This is a genomic window from Pseudomonas sp. StFLB209, from assembly GCF_000829415.1.
Taxonomy (GTDB): domain Bacteria; phylum Pseudomonadota; class Gammaproteobacteria; order Pseudomonadales; family Pseudomonadaceae; genus Aquipseudomonas.
The window spans coordinates 2,493,471-2,516,860 of the sequence record NZ_AP014637.1 but is presented as its reverse complement, the minus strand read 5'-3'; the positions used below and the strand labels follow the sequence as shown (position 1 = coordinate 2,516,860).

Genomic DNA, 23,390 nt, shown 5'->3' with positions numbered 1-23,390 from the left:
TTCAGGTGGGGGATGAAAGCGCCACCGCGAAGCGGTCATAGGGGTTAAAATCCACAAAACCGCCCTATCCTGTGTTTCATGACTGAAATAAAAGCGACCAAAACCCTCAAGGTTCGAGTGCGAGACAAGCACGCAGCGCAGCTGCGTGAAGCGTCTCGTGCTGTGAATTTTGTGTGGAACTACGTAAACGAGTTGAGCAGTCGCTCGATGCGTGAGCGCGGTCGTTTTCTGTCGGCGTTCGACATTCATAAGTACACCAACGGGGCCGGCAAAGACCTGGGACTGCACAGCCAATCGGTGCAGGCTGTTGCCGACGAATATGTCACACGGCGCAAGCAGTTCAAAAAGCGCCAGCTACGCTGGCGCTGCTCGGGCGGCGCTCGGCGCAGCCTGGGCTGGGTACCTCTCAAGGCCGGCGCTGCTGTCTGGAAAAACGGCCAGGTCGTCTTTAACAAACAGCACTTCAAGGTCTGGGACAGCTACGGCCTGGCGGGTTTTAAATTCAGATCCGGTAGCTTCAACGAGGACAGCCGTGGGCGCTGGTATTTCAACGTCGTGGTCGAGGTCGACCGCCAGCTGTCGCCGGGCCAGGATGCCGTGGGTATCGACCTTGGGTTGAAAACCACCGCCACCTGCAGCGACGGTGATCGCCTTGAAAGCGGCAGGTTCTACCGGGATCTGGAGAGCGCCCTGGGCACGGCCCAGCGCGCTGGCAAGAAGGCCCGTGTGCGGGCGATTCACGCCAAAATTGCGAACCGCCGCAAGGATTGCCTGCATAAGTTCAGCAACGCGCTGGTAGCGCGTTGTGGCGTCATTGTGGTGGGCGATGTGAACTCACTGAAACTCGCGAAAACCAGGATGGCCAAGTCGGTGCTGGACGCCGGCTGGGGCCAATTGAAAACCATGCTGGAATACAAATGCGATCACGCAGGCACGGTTTTCAAGGTTGTTAGCGAGATAAACACCACCCAAACCTGTTCGAGCTGCAAGCAATTGCCGGACTCGAGGCCGAGAGGTATCGCAGGGCTTGGAATAAGGGAATGGACTTGTTGTGGGTGTGGTGCCACCCACGACCGCGACGTCAACGCCGCAAAGAACATTCTCGCGCTCGGGCATGAGCGTCCAGTTGTGGGAATCCCCGCCCTTTAGGACGGGGAGGATGTCAACTACAGGCCATTTCCCATTCGATATACAGACAAGCCTTTGACAGCCATGTAATTCAACAGGTTAAATCGGTTGGCACGCTGACTGCATAAGTGAGTTTTGCTACGCAAGAAGCGCCTTAATTCTTACCCTCATGGAGTACTGCCCTTGGATGCCGCAACCATCAACAGCCTGTTCCTGATCGGCGCGGTGTTGGTCGGCGCAAGCATTCTGGTCAGCTCGCTGTCGTCCCGGCTGGGCATCCCGATCCTGGTCATTATCCTCGCCGTGGGCATGGTCGCCGGGGTCGACGGCGGCGGGATCATCTTCAACAACTACGCCGCCGCCTACCTGATCGGTAACCTGGCATTGGCAGTCATCCTCCTCGACGGCGGCCTGCGCACCCGGGTTTCGAGCTTTCGGGTCGCACTCTGGCCGGCCTTGTCGCTGGCCACGGTCGGGGTACTGATCACTACGGCACTGACCGGTATGGTCGCCGCCTGGCTGTTTGACCTGAACATCATGCAGGGCCTGCTGATCGGCGCCATCGTTGGCTCTACCGACGCTGCTGCGGTGTTCTCGCTGCTTGGCGGCAAGGGCCTGAACGAACGGGTGACCGCCACCCTGGAAATCGAATCGGGCAGCAACGACCCGATGGCGGTGTTTCTCACTGTAACCCTGATCGGCATGCTTGCCAGCGGCCAGACCGGGCTGCATTGGGGCCTGCTCGGTCATCTGATTCAGGAATTCGGCATTGGCAGCCTGATGGGCCTGGGTGGCGGCTGGCTGATGCTGCAACTGGTCAACCGCATCAACCTGGCCGCCGGCCTGTATCCGATTCTGGTCATTGCCGGGGGCATGGCGATCTTTGCCCTGACCAACGCCATCCATGGCAGCGGCTTCCTGGCCATTTACCTGTTTGGCCTGGTGCTGGGCAACCGCCCGGTGCGCAGCCGCCACGGTATCCTGCACATGCTTGACGGCATGGCCTGGCTGGCACAGATCGGTATGTTTCTGGTGCTTGGCCTGCTGGTCACCCCGCATGACCTGCTGCCCATCGCCCTGCCGGCCCTGGGCCTGGCGCTGTGGATGATCCTGGTGGCCCGGCCGCTGTCGGTGCTGGTCGGCCTGCTCCCCTTCAAGGCCTTCCATGGCCGGGAAAAGGCCTTTATCGCCTGGGTCGGCCTGCGCGGCGCGGTGCCGATCATTCTGGCCGTATTCCCGCTGATGGCCGGGCTGCCCAACGCCCAACTGTATTTCAACCTCGCGTTCTTCATCGTGCTGGTCTCGCTGCTGCTGCAAGGCACCAGCCTGCCGTGGATGGCCAAACTGCTCAAAGTCACGGTGCCGCCGGATCCTGCGCCGATTTCCCGCTCGGCCCTGGAAGTCCACGTCACCAGCGAGTGGGAGTTGTTCGTCTACCGTCTGGGCGCAGAAAAATGGTGCATCGGCGCCGCCCTGCGCGAGCTGAAAATGCCTGAAGGCACACGGATTGCGGCGCTGTTTCGCGGCCAGCAACTGCTCCATCCATCCGGCAGTACCACCCTGGAAGTCGATGACCTGTTGTGTGTGATCGGTCACGAACACAACTTGCCGGCGCTGGGCAAACTGTTCAGCCAGGCGCCGCAACGTGGCCAGGACCTGCGCTTCTTCGGTGACTTCGTACTCGAAGGCGATGCACAACTGGGCGCGGTCGCTGCGCTGTACGGCCTGAAACTGGACGGCCTGGACCCGAACATGCCGCTGTGGCAGTTCATCGTGCAGAAAAACCGCGGCCCGGTGATCGTCGGTGACCAGATCGAATGGAACGGCACCCTGTGGACCGCTGCCGTCATGGACGGCGACCGGCTGCTGAAAGTCGGAGTCAAGTTCCCCGAAGGCACCCGTCCCGGTCCTGCGCTGTTTCTCTGATAGGCGATAGGCAGTGCTCCCGTGCGCGGGGGCATTGCTTTACACTGCGCGCCTGTCCGTTTTTGCAAGTGATCGGTGTCTATGTTTTCCTTGCGCGCCTTCCTGGCGGCCGCCCTGCTCGGCCTGTGCCTTAGCCATTCCTTTACGGCCCTGGCCGCCGACCCGCCCAACCGCGACAGCGTCCAGCAAAGCCTGGACAAGATCGCCGAGCGCAAGCTGCCTGACGCCGACCAGAAAGCCCTGCAGCAGGTGCTGGAACAGACCCTGGCGCTGCTCGACGCGCAAGACGACAGCCAGCAGAAGCTGGCGGCGCTCAAGCAGCAACTGGACAAGGCACCCAAGCAGGTTATCGACAATCAGCGTGAACTCGAACGCCTCAAAGCCAGTAAGGTGGTGCCGATTGCCCAGCGCTACGCCAATCTGGATGTGCCGCAACTGGAGCAGTTGCTCAGCGAGCGCAGTACCCAGCAAAGTGACCTGCAAAAGGCTCTGAACGACGCCAACAGCCTGATCCTCACCGCCCAGACCCGTCCCGAGCGCGCTCAGGCAGAGATCAGCCACAACCAGACCCGCACGCAGCAGCTCAATACCCTGCTCAAAAACGGCAAGGAAGGCGGCAAGCCGCTCAGCGGCGATCAGCGCAACCTGTATAACGCCGAGATCGCTTCGCTCAATGCGCTCAGCCAGTTGCGCCGCCAGGAACTGGCCGGCAACAGCCAGTTGCAGGACCTGGGCAACAGTCAACATGACCTGCTGGCCGAAAAGGTGCAGCGCCAGGATCAGGAAATCCAGGACCTGCAGACCCTGATCAACGACAAGCGCCGCGCCCAGTCGCAAAAGACCGTCGAAGAACTGGCCGCCGAAGCGCAGAAGGCCGGTGGCAGCAGCCTGCTGGCCAGCGAAAGCGCCGCCAACCTCAAGCTCTCTGACTACCTGCTGCGCGGCACCGAGCGGCTCAACGAGCTGACCCAGCGCAACCTGCAGACCAAACAGCAACTGGACAATCTGACCCAGACCGACCAGGCCCTGGATGAGCAGATCAATGTCCTGAGCGGCAGCCTGTTGCTGTCGAAGATCCTCTACAAACAAAAGCAGTCCCTGCCGCACCTGCAGGTGGACAAGAACCTGGCCGATGAAATCGCCGATATCCGCCTGTATCAGTTCGAGGTCAACCAGCAGCGTGAACAAATCAGCACGCCGCTGGCCTATGTCGAGAAACTGCTCGCCAGCCAGCCGTCAGAACAGGTCACGCCGGCCTTGCGCCGTACCCTGATGGACCTGGCAGTGACCCGCAGCGATCTGCTTGAACGCCTGAACCGGCTGCTGGCCGCCATGCTCAACGAGTCGATCAACCTGCAGCTCAACCAGAAGCAGTTGATCAGCACCGGCACCAGCCTGCGCGCCACTCTCGATGAGCAGATGTTCTGGATCCCCAGCAACAAGCCGCTGGACCTGGAATGGTTCCAGAGCATCGGGCCGCGCCTGACCAAGCAGGTGTCGACACTGCCGTGGGCGTCCAGTGTCAGCGAACTGTCCGACGGCCTTACCCAGCGCCCCTGGTTGTTTCTGCCGCTGCTGTTGCTGATCGGCGCACTGATCTGGAAACGCAAGGCGCTGTACGACAAGCTCGGCTATCTGCACGCCGATATCGGTCACTTTCGCCGCGACAACCAATGGAAAACCCCGGCGGCCCTGCTGATCAACATTCTCCTGGCCCTGCCGGTCGCACTGACCCTGATGCTGTGTGGTTATGCCCTGCAAATCGATGCACGCGGCCAGAACGCCAGCCTGGGTCTGGCCTTGCAGGAGATCGGCATCACCTGGCTGATGTTCTATACCGCCTACCGGGTACTGGCGCCTGACGGCGTGGCGCAACTGCATTTTCGCTGGGAGCCTTCCCAGGTCGAGTTCCTGCGCGGCTGGGTACGCCGGCTGGGCCTGGTGGTACTGGCGTTGGTCGCGGTGGTGGCAGTGGCCGAACACCAGCCAGCCGCCTTGGCCGATGACGTGCTGGGGATTGGCGTGGTGCTCAGTTGCTACGCACTGATGACCCTGCTGCTGGGCCGCCTGCTGCTGGCCAGCCCCACCCACCACAATGCCTCGCTGTTTCGCAAGACCCTGGGCCTGGCGTTTACCGTCCTGCCGGCGGCGCTGTTCGTGGCGGTGTGCTTCGGTTACTACTACACCGCCCTGAAACTCACAGACCGGCTGATCGACACCCTGTACCTGCTGTTGCTCTGGCTGGTGGTGGAAGCGGCGTTCATTCGCGGCCTGAACGTCGCGGCGCGGCGCCTGGCCTATCAGCGCGCCATGGCCAAACGTCAGGCGGCGCGGGACAACGGCGACAGTGATGTGCCGATCGAAGAGCCAAAGCTGGACATCGAGCAGGTCAACCAGCAGTCGCTGCGGTTGATCCGCCTGGCGCTGATGGCCGCGTTTATTGGCGCGATGTACTGGGTCTGGGCCGACCTGATCACGGTCTTTGCCTATCTGGATAACGTGACCCTGTACGAATACACCAGCGGTACCGGCGCCAACATGAGCATGGTGCCGATCAGCCTCGGCGACATGCTCGGCGCACTGGTGATCGTCACCATCACCTTTGTGCTGGCACGCAACCTGCCGGGCCTGCTCGAAGTGTTCGTGCTGTCACGCCTGGATCTGGCCCAGGGCAGCGCCTACGCCACCACCACCTTGTTGTCGTACACCATCGCCGGGGTGGGGTTCGTCACCACGCTGTCGACGCTGGGGGTCAGTTGGGACAAGTTACAGTGGCTGGTCGCTGCGCTGTCGGTCGGCCTGGGTTTCGGTATGCAGGAGATTTTCGCCAACTTTATCTCCGGCATCATGATCCTGTTCGAGCGCCCGGTGCGGATCGGCGACACCATCACCATCGGCAACCTGTCGGGCACGGTAAGCAAGATCCGGATCCGCGCCACGACCATTACCGATTTTGACCGCAAGGACATCATTGTCCCGAACAAGACCTTCATCACTGGCCAGTTGATCAACTGGTCGCTGACCGACACCATCACTCGGGTGACGCTGAAGGTCGGGGTCGACTATGGCTCGGATCTGGACCTGGTGCGCACCTTGCTGTTGCAGGCGGCACGTGAGAATCCACGGGTGCTCAAGGAACCCGAGCCGATCGTGTTCTTCCTGAACTTTGGTGAAAGCACGCTGGATCATGAGTTGCGCATGCATGTGCGTGATCTGGGCGACCGTAACCCGGTGCTCGATGAGATCAACCGCTTTATCAATCGTGAGTTCAAGCGGCAGAAGATCAATATCTCGTTCCGGCAGATGGAGGTTTACCTGAAGAATACTCATGGCGGGGAGCTGAAGCTGGTGCCGGTCAATCCGCATGAGAGTACGGCTAGTGAGGTGGCTCCGGTCAGTCTGGAGAAGCTGCCAAAGGATGATGATCCGCAGCTGCCTGAAGCCAAACGCTGACAACCCCGTAGGAGCGGCTTTAGCCGCGAACGGCTGGACTTGCTGTGTATATTATTGCCGCGGTTGTCTGGACTGCGGGTTTCGCCCCGACGGGCGACCTACTTTGGTTACGCCCAAAGTAGGTATTGCTCCTGGCTTGGGTCCGCCCTGCGGGCGAACTCAGGGCTGCCGAGAGGCAAGCAAATAATCTCATCCCCTCACAACTTGAACGTATCGACAATCGCATGCAGGCGCCCTGCTTCGGCGTCCAGCCGGGCGCAGGCTTGCAGGGTGTCGTCGAGGTTGGCGGCGCTTTGCTGGTTGAGCTGGTTGATCTCGTGTACGTCGCGGTTCAACTGGTCAACGGCGGTGGATTGCTCTTCCGTGGCCGCCGCCACGCTGAGGTTCATGTCGTCGATTTCGCCGATCCGCAGCACCACTGCTTGCAGGCTGGCGCCGGCCTGACTGGCCACGTTGGCGCTGCGCTGGCCGATTTCGTGGCTGGTCAGCATGGTTTGCGCAGCCTGGGTCGCGCCTTGTTGCAGCGCTTCGATGACACCGCGGATTTCTTCGGTCGCGGTCTGGGTATGGTGGGCCAGGCTGCGCACTTCGTCGGCGACCACCGCAAAACCACGGCCGGCCTCGCCGGCCCGGGCAGCCTCGATCGCAGCGTTGAGGGCCAGCAGGTTGGTCTTGCCGGAAATCGTTGAAATCACCTCCAGCACCGTACCGATATTGGCGCTGCGTTCGTTGAGTTCTTCGATCTGCGTCCGGGTCAGGGCAATGTTGTCCTGCAGGCTGCGCATGGCGCGCACGGTGTCGTCCACCAGGGCGCAACTGGTCTGGACCTGCTGGCGCGCTGCCGACGCCTCGCGCGAGGCTGCCGAGGCGCTGCCGGCAATGTTCTGCGCCGTGGCGCCCAGTTCCTCGATGGCCGCCGCTACGCTGGTGGTGTAACCGGCCTGGCTGCGGGCCTTGGCCACCGACGAATTGGACGCCCCCAGCACGCTGCCGGTGGCTTGTTTCAGGGCATTGGCGCTGGCAGCCACGTCGCTGATCGAGGCATGCAGGCGATCGACGAAGCGGTTGAAACCTGACGCCAACTGGCCGAATTCATCGTGCGAGACAATGGCCAGGCGGCGGGTCAGGTCGGCCTCGCCCTCGGCCACATCGTCCATGGCATGACCAATCTGACGCAGCGGCCTCATCAGCAACCGCAAGGCCAGGCCCAGCAGTATCAGGCTGATCAGCACCGCAATGACCGTGGCGATGATCGCCGAGTTGCGAAAGGCGCTGAGGCTGGCCAGCGCGGCCGGTTTATCGAGGGCGATGCCAACGTACCAGTCCTGCGAAGCCAGCCCCTTGATGGGCACGAACAAGCTGAGCTTTTCACCATCGGCGCTACTGACTTCAGTCAGTTGGTCGCTCAGCGGCGGCGCCTGGCCCAGAAACAGGTCAGTGAGCGTTTTGCCGATCAAGGTCTTGTCGGGGTGCACCAGGATCTTGCCCTGGCGGTTGACCAGAAACGCATAGCCATTGCCTTCGAAGTCTTGTGAGTTGAGGGTTTTGGCAATGTTCTCGATGCTCAGGTTGACGCCCAGCACACCCAGCACCTGCTGGCCGGCCCGGATCGGCACCGCCTGGCTGATGATCCGGTAATCGATCCCGACACCTACATAAGGCTCGGTCATCACTGCGCCGTGCTCAAGCGCATCCTTGTACCAGGGGCGTTGTCGGCTGTCGTAGTCGGCGGGCATCTCGCGGGGTGGGTAGATCAGGAATGCACCCGCCGCAGTGCCGACATAACTGGCCACGAAGTGGTCCATCAATACCGGGCTGCGCAGCACTTCGAGCAGGCCGGCCGGCGAAGGATCACGCTCGAGAAACTCGGCGACGCCCTTGATCAGCATCATCCGGCCGTCCAGCCAGCTCTGGATGTCATGGGCCATGGAGCCGGCCAGGTTGCGGGTGCCGCTTTCAATGCGTTGCAGGCTGTCGTCACGCAAGCGCACATCATTGACGGCGCAAAAGGCTGCAAACACCAACATGATCACCAGCGAGGCGATCAGGATAATCTTTTGGCTAAACCTGAGACGTTTCATCACGCTCGCTCCTGAGTTATCAGATAGCTCCACCTGCTGGCAGAGCGTTGGGCACCTCTGAAAACGACCTGCGTTGCCATCGCAGCGTTTTTAGAGGCACCCCGTTGAAGCCGCGCCGCAACCTGTTACCAGAGTGGCAGCGTGTAGCTGAGGATCAGGCGGGTCTCGTCCAGGTCATTGCCGAAGTTGGAACGCACCGTGGCATTGCGCACCTTGAAGCCGAGGTTTTTCAGCGAGCCGCTCTGGATCACATAGCCGATATCGGTGTTGCGCTCCCATTCCTTGCCGCTGTTGCTGCCTGCCACCCGCACGTTGTCGCCGCTGACATAGCGGCTCATGAAGGTCAGGCCGGGAACGCCCAACGCGGCGAAGTTGTAGTCGTAACGCAGCTGCCAGGAGCGTTCTTCAATATTGGCAAAGTCATTGATCTGGACGAAGTTGACCAGGTACGGATCACTGTTGGCGATGTACGGAAACGGATCATCACCTGACATACGCTGGTAGCCGGCGGTCAATACGTGACTGCCCACTGTGTACGCGACCAAACCGTTGGCCGCCCGGTTATCCAGCGCCCGAAAGTTGCCATCCTCGGTACTTTTTGCATACCGCAGATCAAACTTCAGCGACTGCTGTGCAGCCAGGGGAACTTCATAGATCACCCCCCCGTAGTACTGGCGATAAATATCCTCCAGATTGCCATAGTGCAGGCTGGCACTCAGCGTCTTGCTGAAACTGTAAGTGGCGCCGGCAAAGTTAAAGGCATCGCTGCTGCCGCCCACCCGGTTACCGCTGAAGTCCTGATAGTTCGAAGAACTGTTGAACTTGATCTGAGTCAGTTGGCCGCCTTGCAGGGTCAACTTGTCGATGTCTTTGGAGGTCAGCATGGCACCTTCGAAGGTGGCCGGCAGCAAGCGGGTGTCGTTGCTCGACACCACCGGACTGCGAAACGCCAGCGAGCCGACCTTGAGCACCGTTTCGGAGATTCTGGCCTTGGCGGTCAGCCCCAGCTTGGCGTATTCGTCCTGCGAGCCACGGCCATTGCGTGAACTCAGGTCGGCCGGCAACAGGCCACTGCCGCCGGTGCCGTCGCCGCCATCGAGCTTGATACCCAGCATACCCATGGCATCGAGGCCAAAGCCGACAGTGCCAGCGGTATAACCCGACTCCAGCCGCAGGATCGCCCCTTGCGCCCATTCGGCCGCCGGGTCGCGCTGGGCGGTCGGCGGGCCGTTGCGAAAGTCGCGGTTGAAGTAGAAGTTGCGCAGTTCAACACTGGCCTTGCTATCGGCGATAAAGTCTGCCGAGGCATTCAATGGCAACAGGGAAACGCAGGCGCAAGTAAGCACCAGACTCTTATTGATCGACATCACGTCATGCTCCTGATAATGGCAGCGTCAATTGAAGAAGTTTGTTTTTATGGTTATTGCGACAACTCTGACTACTTTCATGCAGCCGCACGCCGCAGCCGGGCGGCGATCCGCTTTAGCTGCGATAGCTTCTTTGCGAACGCAGCGCTCATCAAACAAGATTACGAATAATTGTTTTATAAGGAACAACCCGTAGGAGTGGCTTTAGCCGCGAAGGCTTCGCGGCTAAAGCCGCTCCTACACCAGCCATTTACCGGCTAGTTCATTGCGATGCGCCCGATCACCGACTTGGCATCGATATAACGACCCGGTTGTTCACTCACCTCAAGTACGCCGGCACAGGGTGCCAAGACTGAAGTTTCCATTTTCATCGCTTCCATGACCGCGATGACCTGCCCGGCTTCGACGGCAGTGCCGTTCTCGACCACCCAGGCATGCAGGTTACCTGCAACCGGCGCGAGTACCGCACGTGGATCAACGGCTTGCTGAACGACCTCATCCTGGCTGGCACTGCCCGTCGCATTGACGCTCACCCCGCGCAACAGCGCGGCGGGCAAGCCCAGATCATGGCGCTTGCCGTCGATTTCGATGAAGGTGCGCACCACCCCTGCATCGGCGCCAGCCGCCGGCCGCGGGGCGATGCTGATCTGGCTGGCGAAGTCTGTTTCAATCCAGCGGGTATGCACCGCAAAGGTCTGCGGCGCGGTGAAGTCATGGTGATCCATGACCGCCTGATGGAACGGCAGCACAGTGGCCACACCCTCCACCTTGAACTCGGCCAGGGCACGCCGGGCGCGCTGGATGGCTTGTTCACGGGTCGCACCGGTAACGATCAGCTTGGCAATCATCGAGTCGAAATTCGGCGACACCCGCGAGCCTTCGCCAACCCCCGTGTCGAGACGTACCCCCGGCCCCGATGGCGCCTGGAAGCGCTCGATGGCGCCCGGCGTCGGCAGGAAACCGTTACCGGCGTCCTCGGCGTTGATCCGAAACTCGAAGCTGTGCCCGCGCGGCGTTGGCGTGCCTTCGAACGACAGCGGCAGGCCATCGGCAACCCGCAACTGCTCGATGACCAGATCGATACCGCTGGTTTCTTCCGTAACCGGATGCTCCACCTGCAAGCGAGTGTTGACCTCCAGGAACGACAGGGTGCCGTCGGCGCTGAGCAGAAACTCCACGGTGCCAGCACCGACATAGCCGGCCTCGGCACAAATGCGCTGCGCCGAATCGTGAATGCGCTGACGCAGCCCGGCATCCAGATAAGGCGCCGGCGCTTCTTCGATCAGTTTCTGGTTGCGCCGCTGCAGCGAGCAATCGCGGGTGCCGACCACCACCACACGGCCATGCCGGTCAGCAATGATCTGCGCCTCGATGTGCCGCGGACGATCCAGGAAACGCTCGACGAAGCACTCACCGCGACCGAACGCCGCCGTGGCTTCACGCACCGCCGACTCGTACAGTTCACGCACCTCTTCAAGCTGCCAGGCGACTTTCAGACCACGACCACCGCCGCCGAACGCCGCCTTGATGGCGATCGGCAGACCGTGCTGCTCGGCGAAGGCGACCACCTCACTGGCGTCAGCCACCGGGTTCTCGGTACCGGCCACCAGTGGCGCGCCGACTCTCAGGGCAATCCGGCGGGCCTCGACTTTGTCGCCCAACGCGTCGATGGTCGCAGGGTCCGGGCCGATCCAGGTCAGGCCAGCGTCGATCACGGCGCGAGCGAAGTCCGCCCGTTCCGACAGGAAGCCATAGCCTGGGTGAACGGCATCGGCACCGGCGCGGGCGGCAATCGCCAGCAGCTTGTCGATGCACAGGTAGGTGTCGGTGGAGCGTTCACCTTCCAGGGCATAAGCCTCATCGGCCAGGCGCACATGCAAGGCATCAATATCGGCGTCGGCGTACACCGCCACCGAAGCGACACCGTAATCACGGCAGGCACGGGCAATACGGACGGCGATTTCGCCACGGTTGGCAATCAGGACCTTTTTCATTTGTTCCGGGTCTCGTCTGAAGTAGCAGGAAGCACGTGTTCGAAAGCGCCCAGCGGGTTGAAGCGAATACGGGCATTGACCGGGATCTGGCCAGCCAGGTCCAGGTGGTAGGTGGCGACCGCGCCGATCACCGGGTAGCCGCCGGTCAGCGGATGGTCAGCGAGAAACAACACCGGCTGGCCACTGGGCGGGACCTGAATGGCGCCGACTGTGGTGCCCTCACTGGGCAGCTCGCCGCCCACCGCCCGTTCCAGGGTCTGCTCGCCGGCCAGGCGAATGCCGATGCGGTTCGACTGCGGCGTGACCTGCCAGGTTTGTTCGGCCAGCAGTTCCAGCGCGGCCGGGGTGAACCAGTCGCTGCGTGGCCCCATGACCACATCCAGGGTGATGAGCTGGTCACGGCGCGGCATGGCGAAGGCCGGTTGCTCGTCCAGCGACACCGCCAGACCACCCGGCGTGCGCTCGAAGCCCAGCCGATCGCCAGCCGCCAGCGCTGCCGGCCCGACATGCGCCAGGGTATCGGTAGACAGGCTGCCAAGTACCGGTGTCACGCTGAAGCCGCCCCGGATGGCCAGGTAGTTGCGCAAGCCGGCACTGGGCGAGCCGATGCTGACCTGATCGCCGTCCTGCAAGGCAAAGGGCTTGTAGAGCGCCGGGCGCAACAACTGGCCGTCGGCGCTGCGCAGCTCGACCTCGACCTCGGCCCCGGTTATCGCAACCAACGCCTGGCCATGGCAGGTGAAGTTCAGGCCGCCCATGAGGATTTCCAGGCAAGCCGTGGATGGCTCGTTGCCGACCGCACGGTTGGCCGCGCGCAGCGCACCGCGATCCATGGCGCCGGAGGCGGAAACACCCTCGCCGGCCCGGCCGGGTCGGCCAAGATCCTGCAGCAGGGTCTGCAGACCCGGCGTAACAATTTCCAGGCAATCGCCACTGACCGCCGCCGCAGGCTGACGCTCGGCCACAGCGACCGACACACGTTCCGGCGGCAAGGGACCAGCGTCGCAGAAACGCACCCGGTAACCCGGTTTGAGCAGCGCCGGTTCATCGCGCTGCAGGTCCCACATTTTCAGGCCGGTAACGCCGATGATCTGCCAGCCGCCCGGGCTGGCTTGCGGGTAGATACCGCTGAAGCCGCCGGCCAGCGCCACGGCACCGGCCGGAATGCGGGTACGCGGCGTGCTGCGGCGCGGCACCACAAAACCCGCGCCACCGCTCAGGTAGGCAAACCCTGGCGCAAACCCGCAGAAGGCCACGTTGTAATCGTTGCCGATATGGCGCTGGATGACTTCTTCGACACTGATCCCCAGTTCTGCAGCGACATCGGCCAGGTCTTCACCGTTGTAATGCACCGGGATCTCGACCAGCCGCCCGGCCTGGCGCGCCGGGCCGTGAATATCGCGCGAGGCGATCTGCGCGGCCAGTACCTCGCGGCGGATGCTGCCGGGACGAAATTGCACCAGCAGGGTCCGGGCAGCCGGGACGATTTCCGTTACCCCTGCGATCGGCTGCTGCTGCAGCGAATCGAACAGGGCAAGGGTCTCGTCCAGGTTTGCCAATTCAACCAGGATCGCATCCAGGTTGACCGGATAGAAACGCATGAGCCTCTCCTATACGTGGTAATGGCTGTCAGGCACATCGGTGATAAACATATGGCCTGGCGCGTGGGTAATGGCAAAGGGTACGCGAGATGCCATGACCACGGCTTGCGGCGTCACACCACAGGCCCAGAATACCGGGATCTCACCGGGCCGGATCGACACCGCATCGCCGAAATCCGGTTGTGAAACGTCTTCGATACCCAGCAGGGCCGGCTCGCCCACATGCACCGGCGCGCCGTGTACCGCAGGGTAGCGAGCGGTGATCTTCGCCGCTTCCGCCACCCGGCTGGCCGGGATCGGGCGCATCGACACGACCATTTCGCCTTGCAGGCGACCGGCTGGCCGACACTGGCGGTTGGTACGATACATCGGCACGTTGCAGCCTTCGCTGATGTGGCGTACGTCGATACCGGCTTCGAGCAGGTCGGTCTCGAAGGTAAAACTGCAACCGATCAGGAAGCTCACCAGGTCGGTGTGCTGTGCCCACAACTCGGTGGCATCGGGCAACTCCTGAACCAGGCGGCCATCGCGCCAGACCCGGTACAGCGGCAGGTCGGTACGCAGGTCAGCCTGCTCGGCCAGCACGGTGCTGTAGCTGCCCGGCTCAGTCACGTCGAGGATCGGGCAGGCCTGCGGGTTGCGTTGGGCGAACAGCAGAAAATCATAAGCCCATTCACGCGGCAGCGAGATCATGTTGGCCTGGGTCAGGCCCGGCGCCTGGCCTGCGGTGGGTGCAATCTCTCCGCCACGGTAGCGGGCACGGGCGGCGACGGCAGACTGACGGGCTTGTTGCAATGCGTTCATGATGATTGGCCTTGGCTGAATGCACGAATGGTCACGCCCGCATGCTGCAGGCAGTCTTTGAGCGTACGGGCGATGGTCAGCGCATCGTGACTGTCACCGTGAACACAGATCGAATCGGCCTGCAGGGCGATGGTGCTGCCATCCTCGGCCTCGATGACACCTTCGTTGACCAGGCGCAGCATGCGCTGGGCAATCAGTTCGGCATCATGCAGCACGGCACCAGGCTTGGCGCGTGACACCAGCGTACCCTCGGCGGTGTAGGCGCGGTCGGCAAAGGCCTCGGACACGCATGCCAGACCTGCTTGCTGCGCCCAGTCGAGCAGCGGCGAGTTGGCCAGGCACACCAGCTTGAGCGCCGGATCGAGGCGTACCAGCGCATCGATGACTGCCGACGCCTGGCGCCGGTCATGAGCAATGGTGTTGTACAGCGCGCCATGAGGTTTCACGTAGCTCACCTGTGCGCCAACACTGCGCGCCAACCCTTGCAGCGCGCCGATCTGGTAGATCACATCGGCGGTCAGCTCGGTCGAGGGCACATCCATGTTGCGCCGGCCGAAACCGACCAGGTCGGGATAGGCCACATGGGCACCGATGGCCACCCCCTTGTCAGCCGCAGCCTTGAGGGTCCGCAGAATGCCGGCCGGGTCACCGGCATGAAAACCACAGGCGACGTTGGCGCTGCTGACCACTTCAAGGATCGCAGCATCGTCGCCCATGCTCCAGGCGCCGAAGCTTTCACCCAGGTCACTGTTGAGATCGATCGCTCGCATTTTCTGTTCTCCGCTTGAATCAGGCCGCGCCGATGAAGGCAAAGATCGCCCGGGCCGACTTGAAGGCCATGAACCACGACAGCAGGCAGGTCAGCACACCCAGCACCAGCAACCAGCGTGGGTAGTGGTAGCCACCCATGAGGTCGGAACGGCGCCAGCCGACATACATGAAGATACTCAGGCCCAGCGGCAGGATCAGACCGTTGAAACCACCGGCGAACACCAGCAATGCAGCCGGCGGCTTGCCCAGGATCATGTAGGCGATCAGGGCGATGATGATGAAACCGACGGTGGCCAGGTTACGGGCCCGCTCGGTGATCTTCTTGGAAAATACGGTGATGAACGACATCGAGGTGTAAGAGGCACCGATCATGCTGCTGATACCGGCAGCCCACAGCACCAGACCGAACATCATCATGCCGACCTGACCTGCGGCGGCACCGAAGGCCTGGCCTGCCGGGTTGGCGCCCTTGCCGGACACGTCGATGACCACGCCACTGGCCACGACACCCAGAATCGCCAGGAACAGCACGTAGCGGGCAATACCGGTCACCAGGATGCCGCTCAGGGCAGCCTTGGAGACCGCGTCGATGTTTTCCACACCCACGGTGCCACGGTCGAGCAGACGGTGCGCACCGGCATAGGTGATGTAGCCACCCACAGTGCCGCCCACAATGGTGGTGATTGAGGCAAAGTCGATGAAGTCAGGCCATACCGACTGGCGCAAAGCCTCACCCAGCGGCGGATGGGAAGCAAATGCCGCAAACAGGATCAGGGAAATCTTCAGCACGCCCAGCACGATCATGATTCGGTCCATCGCCACCCCGGCGCGATGCGACGAGAAGATCGCAATGGCCAGCAGCGCACTGCCCGCACCACCCCAGATGGGGTCAATGCCGGTCATGGCGTTCAGGCCCAGGCCGGCACCGGCCATGTTGCCCAGGCTGAACACCAGCCCGCCGAAAATCACCAGCACCGCCAGCACATAGCCACTGCCGGGAATCGCAGCGTTGGCCAGGTCAGAAGCGCGCATGCGGGTCAGGGTAACGATCCGCCAGACGTTCAGTTGGACCACGAAGTCGATGAGGATCGAGGCCAGGATGCCGAACGCGAATGCGGCCCCGAGGGTCGCGGTAAAGGTGGCGGTCTGGGTCAGGAAACCCGGGCCGATGGCAGAGGTTGCCATCATGAACATCGCGGCGATCAGTGATGAGCGGCGCGCTTTGGAAAACTCACTAGCGGTCTGTGTCACGGCAGCATTCCTACGGTGGGAGTTGTTTTTCCCTGAGCAATGAGCATGCCAATGACCAGACAAACGGCCAACAATGTAGATATAGACGCGATTCTTTGTTGAACAATCCTTAGTGGATAGCCATATCAAATGCACCAGATTGTTACCCTTCAACTCAGCAATGCTACTTAATGAAGCACGTTGTGGCCTTGCTCCTTGCCAGTGCCTGAGCTCTCAGGGAATATCAGCGCAGCTTTTTCTATTCTGGATCCCTTATGAACCACGCCTCACCTCCACAGCCACGGACGCTTGGAGAATCCATCACCCAGGAAATGCGCAGAATGCTGGTCGAAGGCGAACTGGTCCCCGGCCAGCGCCTGTCGGAAGCCGCGCTGGCCGAGAGCCTGCAGATTTCGCGCAACACCCTGCGCGAAGCGTTCCGGGTGCTGACTCAAGAGGGCCTGCTCAAGCACGAGCCCAATCGTGGCGTGACCGTCGCGGTGCCCGACATGGCCTCGATCATCGACATCTACCGGGTGCGTCGTTTCATTGAATGCAAGGCCATCGCCCAGGGTTACCCACAGCACCCCGGTGCCCGGCACATGCGCGAGGCGGTCGAAGCCGGCATGCGCGCCCGTGAGGCCAAGGACTGGACGGCGGTCGGTACGGCCAACATGATGTTTCACCGGGCCATCGTCGAAATGGCCGACAGCCCGCGTCTGGTGACCTTCTACGGGCAGATTTCAGCCGAGCTGCGGCTGGCTTTCGGCCTGTTGAAAAACCCCGAATTTCTGCACTTCCCGTATGTCGATATGAATGCCGCGATTCTCGAACGTCTCGAAGCAGGCCAGGCCGAAGAGGCCACGCGGATGCTCGAAGCCTATCTGGTGCAGTCTGAACGCACCGTACTGGCAGCCTACGAGCGCAGCATGACCCGCTAGGGTAGCGCTGACTCCCCCACCCTTCGCTGGAGGCGACAGCCTGTGAAAGCCCTCGACGAACTCGACTTCGACAACCGCTTCGCCCGCCTGGGCGATGCGTTTTCCACTTCGGTGTTACCCGAGCCGATTGATGAACCGCGCTTGGTCGTCGCCAGCGACGCGGCCCTGGCACTGCTGGACCTCGACCCGGCCCAGGCCCATACGCCGCTGTTTTGCGAGGTGTTCAGCGGCCACAAACTATGGGCTGAGGCCGACCCGCGGGCGATGGTCTACTCCGGGCATCAGTTCGGCGGTTACACCCCACGCCTGGGCGATGGCCGCGGCCTGCTGCTGGGGGAAGTGCGTAATGACGCTGGAGAGCATTGGGACCTGCACCTCAAGGGCGCCGGGCAGACACCGTTCTCGCGGATGGGCGATGGCCGCGCGGTGCTGCGCTCATCGATCCGCGAGTTTCTGGCCAGCGAAGCACTGCACGCTCTGGGCATCCCCAGCAGCCGTGCCGCCTGCGTGATTGGCTCCAGCACCCCGGTATGGCGCGAGCGCAAGGAAAGCGCTGCCATGGTCCTGCGCCTGGCGCAAAGCCATGTGCGCTTTGGCAGCTTCGAATACCTGTACTACACCAAGCAGCCTGAACAGCTCAAAGAGCTCGGCGAATACGTGCTGGCCCAGCATTACCCGCATTGCCTGCACCAACCCGAGCCCTGGCTGGCGATGTTCCGCGAAATCGTCGAGCGCAATGCCGAACTGATCGCCAAGTGGCAGGCCTACGGCTTCTGTCATGGGGTGATGAACACCGACAACATGTCAATCCTGGGCATCACCTTCGACTTCGGGCCATACGCCTTTCTCGATGACTTCGACCAGAATTTCATCTGCAACCATTCCGACCACGAAGGCCGCTACTCCTTCAGCAACCAGGTGCCCATCGCCCAATGGAACCTCAGTGCGCTGGCCCAGGCGCTGACGCCGTTCATCAGCGTTGAAGCGCTGCGCGAGACCATCGGCCTGTTCCTGCCGTTGTACCAGGCGCACTACCTGGACCTGATGCGCCGCCGCCTGGGCCTGACCAGCGCCGAGGACGACGACGCCGAACTGATTGCCCAACTGCTGCAACTGATGCAAACCGGCGGCGTCGACTACCACCTGTTTTTCCGCCGCCTGGGCGACGCGCCAGCCGCTGACGCGCTGCGTACCCTGCGCGATGACTTCATTGACCTCAAGGGTTTCGATGCCTGGGGCGAACGCCTGCTGGCCCGTATCGCCCGCCAGGACGACGCCAGCCAGGCACAACGCCGCGAACGCATGCACGCGGTCAACCCGCTGTACGTGTTGCGCAATTACCTGGCGCAAAATGCGATCAGCGCCGCCGAGCACGGCGACTACGAAGAAGTGCGGCGTTTACACCGGGTGTTGAGCGACCCGTTCAATGAACAGCCCGGCATGGCCGAATATGCCAAGCGACCACCGGATTGGGGCAAGCATCTGGAGATCAGCTGTTCTTCATAGCGGCGTTAGCCGCAATACTGTTCTGTTAAGCACCACAGCTCTCTGTGGGAGCGACCTTGGTCGCGAAAGGGCCAGGAAAGTCACAGCATCTGCTGGGAATGTGCCGCCGTTTTCGCGAGCAACCGGCACGCCGGCCGGCTGCTCCTACCGGGGGCATACAGTGCTTAGGTGAACAGTATTGGCAGCCGGTAAGCCTTCGCGGCTAAAGCCTGCGAGAAGAGCGCCAAGCGCTTTTGCTGATTTTGCTGTAGGAACCGTCTCTAAACGCTTGGCCACGCTCCGCCGCAGGTGATTTCCCCCTAGCATCTGCTTCCCACTCCCAGCGTAAGGAAGCAGTGCCATGTCATTTGTAGTCAGGGAAGGTGATCTCACCACCAGCGGCGGTTTCGTGCTGGCCGCTTCGGCCAGCGAAGCCATTGATGTATACCGTATCGCTCGCATGGGTGACCCGGTGTGGTGTCCGGCGTGCAAAGCGGTAGGTTACATCGCCGAGGGCAACCCGACCTGGGTCGACGGGCAGGTCGCCGTGGCGACCCACGGCCAATTGGTGCGCTGCGGTTGCCGGGCCGGCAAGAACCGGCTCAAGGCCTCACAGCAACAGCACCGGGCCGATATGGAGGCGAGCATCACCATCCCCGATGACATGGCCGAAACCGCCCGGGCCAATGCCGAACGGATGACCCTGGAAATCAAGCAAGGCACCTTCACCCACCAGGTACTGCGCAACCTCAACGCCCGATGAAGCCGGCCCGTCGCTCAAGCCTGGGCATTGTTCTCCAGGTAGTCATGCAGTTCGACAAACTGCTGGGTCAGCTTGTGGCGCGGGTCCATGTGCACCAGCGGCTGGGCGACCTGATGCGACTCGCGCATCTTCACCGAGGCATTGAGGTACACCGGCAATACCGGCAACCCCTCACCAATCAGTTCGTCGAGCATCTGCTGCGGCAGGCTGGCCCGCGGCTGGAACTGGTTGACGATGATCCCCTCAAACTCCAGATCCTCGTTATGGTCTTCCTTGAGCTCTTCAAGTTCCTTGATCAGCCCGTACAGCGCCTGGCGGGAGAAGCTGTCGCAGTCAAACGGGATCAGCACCTTGTCAGCTGCGATCAGCGCCGAGACCGCATAGAAGTTCAGCGCCGGCGGGGTATCGATGTAGATCCGCTCGTAGTCTTCATCGAGGCTGTCGAGCAATTTGCGCAGCTTGTTGATCTTGTGCTTGGCCTCAAGCTTGGGTTGCAGCTCGGCCAGTTCAGCGGTGGCGGTCACCACGTGCAGATTGTCGTAGGGCGTTTCATAGATATCGACCTGGTTCTTGCGGGCAAAGGGCCCGGAAGCCAGGGTCTGCTTGAAGAACTCGGCGATCCCCATGGGAATGTCGTCGCCGGTCAGGCCAGTGAGGTAATGAGTCGAGTTCGCCTGAGCATCAAGATCGATCAGAAGCGTCCGATACCCCTGATGGGCGCTCACCGCAGCCAGGTTGCAGGCGATGCTGGATTTACCCACGCCCCCCTTCTGATTGAACACCACGCGACGCATGTTTCGACCTCCCTGATTGGTAAAAGCTGGAAACAGGCCAGTGTGGCCCGTGACTGTGGATGAGTCCAGGCAATCCCCGTGAATCCCGGTCGGGACGGCCAGAACCCACTGAATCTGACAACCATATGACGACAAGATGACGCCCAGATGACAGAAAACACCATTACCACTGTCGTTAGTCGGAAACAGAGAAAGGGTACACAGATAATGTGTAACAAATTTGCTACGACGAACCCCCATCTGGATAATGCGCGCACTCGGTCAGCTGCCATGCCAGGGCCGGTGTCGTCCCGGAGGGCACGTCTAAAAACGACCGGCGTTGTCAGCGCTGCGTCAAAACAGCCGCGGAGCGCTCATTTACACCCTGTAGAGTCGAGCGCGACTCCGACCGCTTCTTGCCTGTTTTGGCCTTGCACTGACGGCCTCACTTACGCTTTTAGCCGTACCCCGAAATCATCGAGACGTAAGCAGTAAGCCCGCAGGGGCGGGAAGAAAAAACCTTTGATCACCTTCAACATCGCACAATGGCGTGCCTGGGCACCTGGCCTGACCAGCGTCGAAGACTGGCAACACTGGAGCCGCGAGCCGGTCCTGCTGCCCGATAACGACGAAGTCCCGGACGTATCGTTCCTGCCTGCCATGCAGCGCCGACGCCTGGGCCGCATGGCAAGGATGGCCTTTTCCGTCGCCTGGCCGCTGGCCGAGGGCCATGAGCAACTGCCTCTGGTGTTTGTTTCTCGCCACGGAGAAACCCCACGCACGTTCGATATCCTGCGCGACCTGGCGGCCGGCGAGCCCTTGTCACCTACCCAGTTCAGCCTGTCAGTGCATAACGCGGTGATCGGCCTGTGGTCGATCATGCGTGGCTCTACCTGCGAGATGACCGCCCTGGCTGCGGCGGGCGACGGCCTTGAGCACGGCGTTTTCGAAGCTGCGACGCTGCTGGCCGAAGGTGCGCCTGCGGTGCTGCTGGTGGTCACTGAAGAACAACCGCCGCAGGCCTATGCCCAGTGGGTCGACGACGTGCCTTTTCCCTACGCGGTCGGCTTGCTGCTGACCCCGGGCCAGGACTGGCAGTTGTCCCTGCACAGCAATGATCAAGGTACGCCGCAACCTGACTGGCCCCATGCATTGAACCTGTTGCGCATGTTGCACACTAACCAACCCGCTTGTCGCCATCCATGGAAAAACCGCTTATGGAACTGGCAACACAATCATTGAACAAAGGCCGCGACGCCTACTGGTGGCGGCTGTCTGCCACGGCTATCAGCTTCGCCCTGTTCGGGATTGGCGGGTTGTGCCTGCGCGTGCTGATTTTCCCGTTGCTGGCCTGCCTGCCGGGCGACAAGGCCAGCCACCAGCGCCGCGCCAGACAGACCATTAGTCTGCTGTTCTGGCGCTTCATTCGCGTCATGGCGCGCATGGGCGTGCTGACCTACGACGTACAGGGTGCCGAAAACCTGGGGCGCCCCGGCCAGATGATTATCGCCAACCACCCCTCGTTGATCGACGTGGTATTCCTGATCGGCCTGGTGCGTGATGCCAACTGCGTGGTCAAGCGCGGCCTCTGGGACAACCCCTGTACCCGTGGGCCGGTGCGCCGTGCGGGCTACATCAGCAACGACGGCAGCATCGACATGCTTGATCTGGCGGTCAACAGCCTGCAATCAGGGCAATCGCTGGTCATCTTCCCTGAAGGCACCCGCACCACGCCGGGCCAACCGCCAGCGTTTCACCGGGGCGCCGCCGCCATTGCCTTGCGCGGCGCCCGGCTGATTACCCCGGTCACCATCAAGGTCAGCCCCACGACCCTGACCAAAGCCGAACCCTGGTACCGCATCCCGCAACGCCGCGTGCACTTCAGCCTGCGGGTGGGGACCGATATCGATCCGCAGCGTTTTACCGAGATGGGCCCGCCGCCGTTGGCGTCGCGCAAGCTCAACGACTACCTGCATGACTATTTCATCAAGGAGCTCGCCTCAGATGAGCGATCTGCACCGTGACATCAAGCAACTGATCATCGACGCCCTGGGCCTTGAAGACATCAGCACCCACGACATCGGCAACGACCAGACCCTGTTCGGCGAAGGCCTGGGCCTGGATTCGGTCGATGCCCTGGAACTGGGTCTGGCCATCCAGAAGCGCTACGGCATCAAGATCGACGCCGAAGCCAAGGACACCCGCTCGCATTTCACCAGCGTAGACAGCCTCGCGGCCTTCGTCAGCGCCAGACAATCGGCCTGAGGACTGAGCATGCAAACCCGTGACGATATTTTCGAGACCCTGCGCAGCGCAATGGTCGAGCTGTTCGAAATCGAGCCCGAGCGCGTGACGCTGGAAGCCAACCTGTATCAGGACCTGGAAATCGACAGCATTGATGCCGTGGACCTGATCGACCACATCAAACGCAAGACCGGGAAAAAGATCGCCGCCGAGGAATTCAAGTCGGTACGCACGGTCAATGACGTGGTCGACGCGGTGTACCGGCTGGTCAACTCTGCCGCATGAAGCGGCTGATCGGCCTGCTGCTGGTGCTGATCGGTGTGCTCTATCCGTTTGTCGTGTACTTCGGCATAGAGCACTTCGCGCCCTGGCAGTTCGCGTTGCTGCTCGGTGGCCTTTGGCTGGCCAGGGTACTGACCGGCGAGCGACGCACCGCCAGCCTGGCGATGGCCGTGGTCGCGCTGAGCTTCTGTGCGTTGCTCGCGCTGCTCGACAGCCCGGTGCTGCTGCGCTGGTATCCGGTGCTGATCAGCGGCTTCATGCTTTGCCTGTTTGGCGCCAGCCTGATTCAGGGACCGCCGGTCGTTGAACGCCTGGCACGGTTGAGCGACCCGGATTTACCCGAGGTCGCCATTCGCTATACGCGGCAGGTGACGTGGGTATGGTGCGGTTTTTTTCTGTTCAACGGCCTGACCGCCACGGTCCTGACCCTTTGGGCACCGTTGCACTGGTGGGCGCTATGGACCGGACTGCTTTCTTACGGACTGATGGGCCTGCTGTTCGCAGGCGAATGGATTGTTCGTCGCCGAGTCAGAGGCGGCGCCTGAAA

Annotated in this window: 19 protein-coding genes; 11 read left to right on the top strand and 8 right to left on the bottom strand. The window is 61.9% G+C overall.

Annotated features, from left to right (window positions below):
- Positions 1-78: 78 nt before the first annotated feature.
- The 3 genes from PSCI_RS11505 (at position 79) to mscK (ending at position 6,507) form a co-directional block, all read left to right on the top strand.
- A complete protein-coding gene (locus PSCI_RS11505; RefSeq protein WP_045486641.1) occupies positions 79-1,149 on the top strand; it encodes an RNA-guided endonuclease InsQ/TnpB family protein in 1,071 nt (356 codons plus the stop codon).
- A 162-nt stretch (positions 1,150-1,311) separates the two neighbouring features.
- Positions 1,312-3,054 carry a potassium/proton antiporter gene (locus tag PSCI_RS11500; RefSeq protein WP_045486638.1) on the top strand — a complete coding sequence of 581 codons (1,743 nt, stop codon included), beginning with the start codon at positions 1,312-1,314 and terminating at the stop codon, positions 3,052-3,054.
- Positions 3,055-3,135: 81 nt separating this feature from the next.
- A complete protein-coding gene (gene mscK, locus PSCI_RS11495) occupies positions 3,136-6,507 on the top strand; it encodes a mechanosensitive channel MscK (RefSeq protein WP_045486635.1) in 3,372 nt (1,123 codons plus the stop codon).
- A gap of 197 nt (positions 6,508-6,704) precedes the next feature.
- Here mscK and PSCI_RS11490 read toward each other — a convergent pair whose 3' ends face one another.
- From PSCI_RS11490 to PSCI_RS11460, 7 genes are all read right to left on the bottom strand, one after another.
- Positions 6,705-8,588, bottom strand: a complete 1,884-nt coding sequence (locus PSCI_RS11490) for a methyl-accepting chemotaxis protein (RefSeq protein WP_052483386.1) — start codon at positions 8,586-8,588, stop codon at positions 6,705-6,707.
- A gap of 125 nt (positions 8,589-8,713) precedes the next feature.
- Positions 8,714-9,955, bottom strand: a complete 1,242-nt coding sequence (locus PSCI_RS11485; RefSeq protein ID WP_045486630.1) for an OprD family porin — start codon at positions 9,953-9,955, stop codon at positions 8,714-8,716.
- Between the two features lie 257 nt (positions 9,956-10,212).
- On the bottom strand, positions 10,213-11,949 hold the full coding sequence (locus PSCI_RS11480; RefSeq protein ID WP_045486627.1) for an acetyl/propionyl/methylcrotonyl-CoA carboxylase subunit alpha: 1,737 nt from the start codon (positions 11,947-11,949) through the stop codon (positions 10,213-10,215).
- Entirely contained in the window at positions 11,946-13,550 is a 1,605-nt protein-coding gene (locus PSCI_RS11475) for a 5-oxoprolinase/urea amidolyase family protein (RefSeq protein WP_045486624.1), read from the bottom strand. Before PSCI_RS11475 ends, PSCI_RS11480 begins: the two co-directional genes overlap by 4 nt.
- A gap of 9 nt (positions 13,551-13,559) precedes the next feature.
- Positions 13,560-14,354 (bottom strand): putative hydro-lyase, encoded by a 795-nt coding sequence (locus tag PSCI_RS11470; RefSeq protein ID WP_045486621.1) that lies wholly within the window; start codon positions 14,352-14,354, stop codon positions 13,560-13,562.
- Positions 14,351-15,124 (bottom strand): LamB/YcsF family protein, encoded by a 774-nt coding sequence (locus PSCI_RS11465; protein WP_045486619.1) that lies wholly within the window; start codon positions 15,122-15,124, stop codon positions 14,351-14,353. Before PSCI_RS11465 ends, PSCI_RS11470 begins: the two co-directional genes overlap by 4 nt.
- Before the next feature lie 19 nt (positions 15,125-15,143).
- Entirely contained in the window at positions 15,144-16,376 is a 1,233-nt protein-coding gene (locus PSCI_RS11460; protein ID WP_045486615.1) for an NRAMP family divalent metal transporter, read from the bottom strand.
- A 254-nt stretch (positions 16,377-16,630) separates the two neighbouring features.
- Here PSCI_RS11460 and PSCI_RS11455 point away from each other — a divergent pair, with 254 nt between their 5' ends.
- The 3 genes from PSCI_RS11455 (at position 16,631) to PSCI_RS11445 (ending at position 19,544) form a co-directional block, all read left to right on the top strand.
- Positions 16,631-17,296: a GntR family transcriptional regulator gene (locus PSCI_RS11455; protein WP_084709937.1), complete on the top strand. Its 666-nt coding sequence runs from the start codon at positions 16,631-16,633 to the stop codon at positions 17,294-17,296.
- A 42-nt stretch (positions 17,297-17,338) separates the two neighbouring features.
- Positions 17,339-18,802: a protein adenylyltransferase SelO gene (gene selO, locus PSCI_RS11450; protein WP_045486609.1), complete on the top strand. Its 1,464-nt coding sequence runs from the start codon at positions 17,339-17,341 to the stop codon at positions 18,800-18,802.
- Positions 18,803-19,142: 340 nt separating this feature from the next.
- Positions 19,143-19,544: a PAAR domain-containing protein gene (locus PSCI_RS11445; RefSeq protein ID WP_045486607.1), complete on the top strand. Its 402-nt coding sequence runs from the start codon at positions 19,143-19,145 to the stop codon at positions 19,542-19,544.
- A gap of 14 nt (positions 19,545-19,558) precedes the next feature.
- Here PSCI_RS11445 and PSCI_RS11440 read toward each other — a convergent pair whose 3' ends face one another.
- Positions 19,559-20,338 (bottom strand): ParA family protein, encoded by a 780-nt coding sequence (locus tag PSCI_RS11440; RefSeq protein ID WP_045486604.1) that lies wholly within the window; start codon positions 20,336-20,338, stop codon positions 19,559-19,561.
- A gap of 501 nt (positions 20,339-20,839) precedes the next feature.
- Between PSCI_RS11440 and PSCI_RS11435 the strand changes: the two genes are divergently transcribed.
- From PSCI_RS11435 to PSCI_RS11415, 5 genes are read left to right on the top strand one after another with little or no spacing between them, the layout of a single operon-like run.
- Positions 20,840-21,559, top strand: a complete 720-nt coding sequence (locus tag PSCI_RS11435; protein ID WP_045486601.1) for a beta-ketoacyl synthase chain length factor — start codon at positions 20,840-20,842, stop codon at positions 21,557-21,559.
- Positions 21,535-22,341: a lysophospholipid acyltransferase family protein gene (locus PSCI_RS11430; RefSeq protein ID WP_045486597.1), complete on the top strand. Its 807-nt coding sequence runs from the start codon at positions 21,535-21,537 to the stop codon at positions 22,339-22,341. The genes PSCI_RS11435 and PSCI_RS11430 overlap by 25 nt, the downstream gene beginning before the upstream one ends.
- Entirely contained in the window at positions 22,322-22,582 is a 261-nt protein-coding gene (locus PSCI_RS11425) for a phosphopantetheine-binding protein (protein WP_045486595.1), read from the top strand. The genes PSCI_RS11430 and PSCI_RS11425 overlap by 20 nt, the downstream gene beginning before the upstream one ends.
- A 9-nt stretch (positions 22,583-22,591) precedes the next feature.
- Positions 22,592-22,846, top strand: coding sequence for an acyl carrier protein (locus PSCI_RS11420; RefSeq protein WP_045486593.1), 255 nt, complete (start codon positions 22,592-22,594; stop codon positions 22,844-22,846).
- On the top strand, positions 22,843-23,388 hold the full coding sequence (locus tag PSCI_RS11415; protein WP_045486590.1) for a membrane protein: 546 nt from the start codon (positions 22,843-22,845) through the stop codon (positions 23,386-23,388). The genes PSCI_RS11420 and PSCI_RS11415 overlap by 4 nt, the downstream gene beginning before the upstream one ends.
- Positions 23,389-23,390 lie beyond the last annotated feature (2 nt).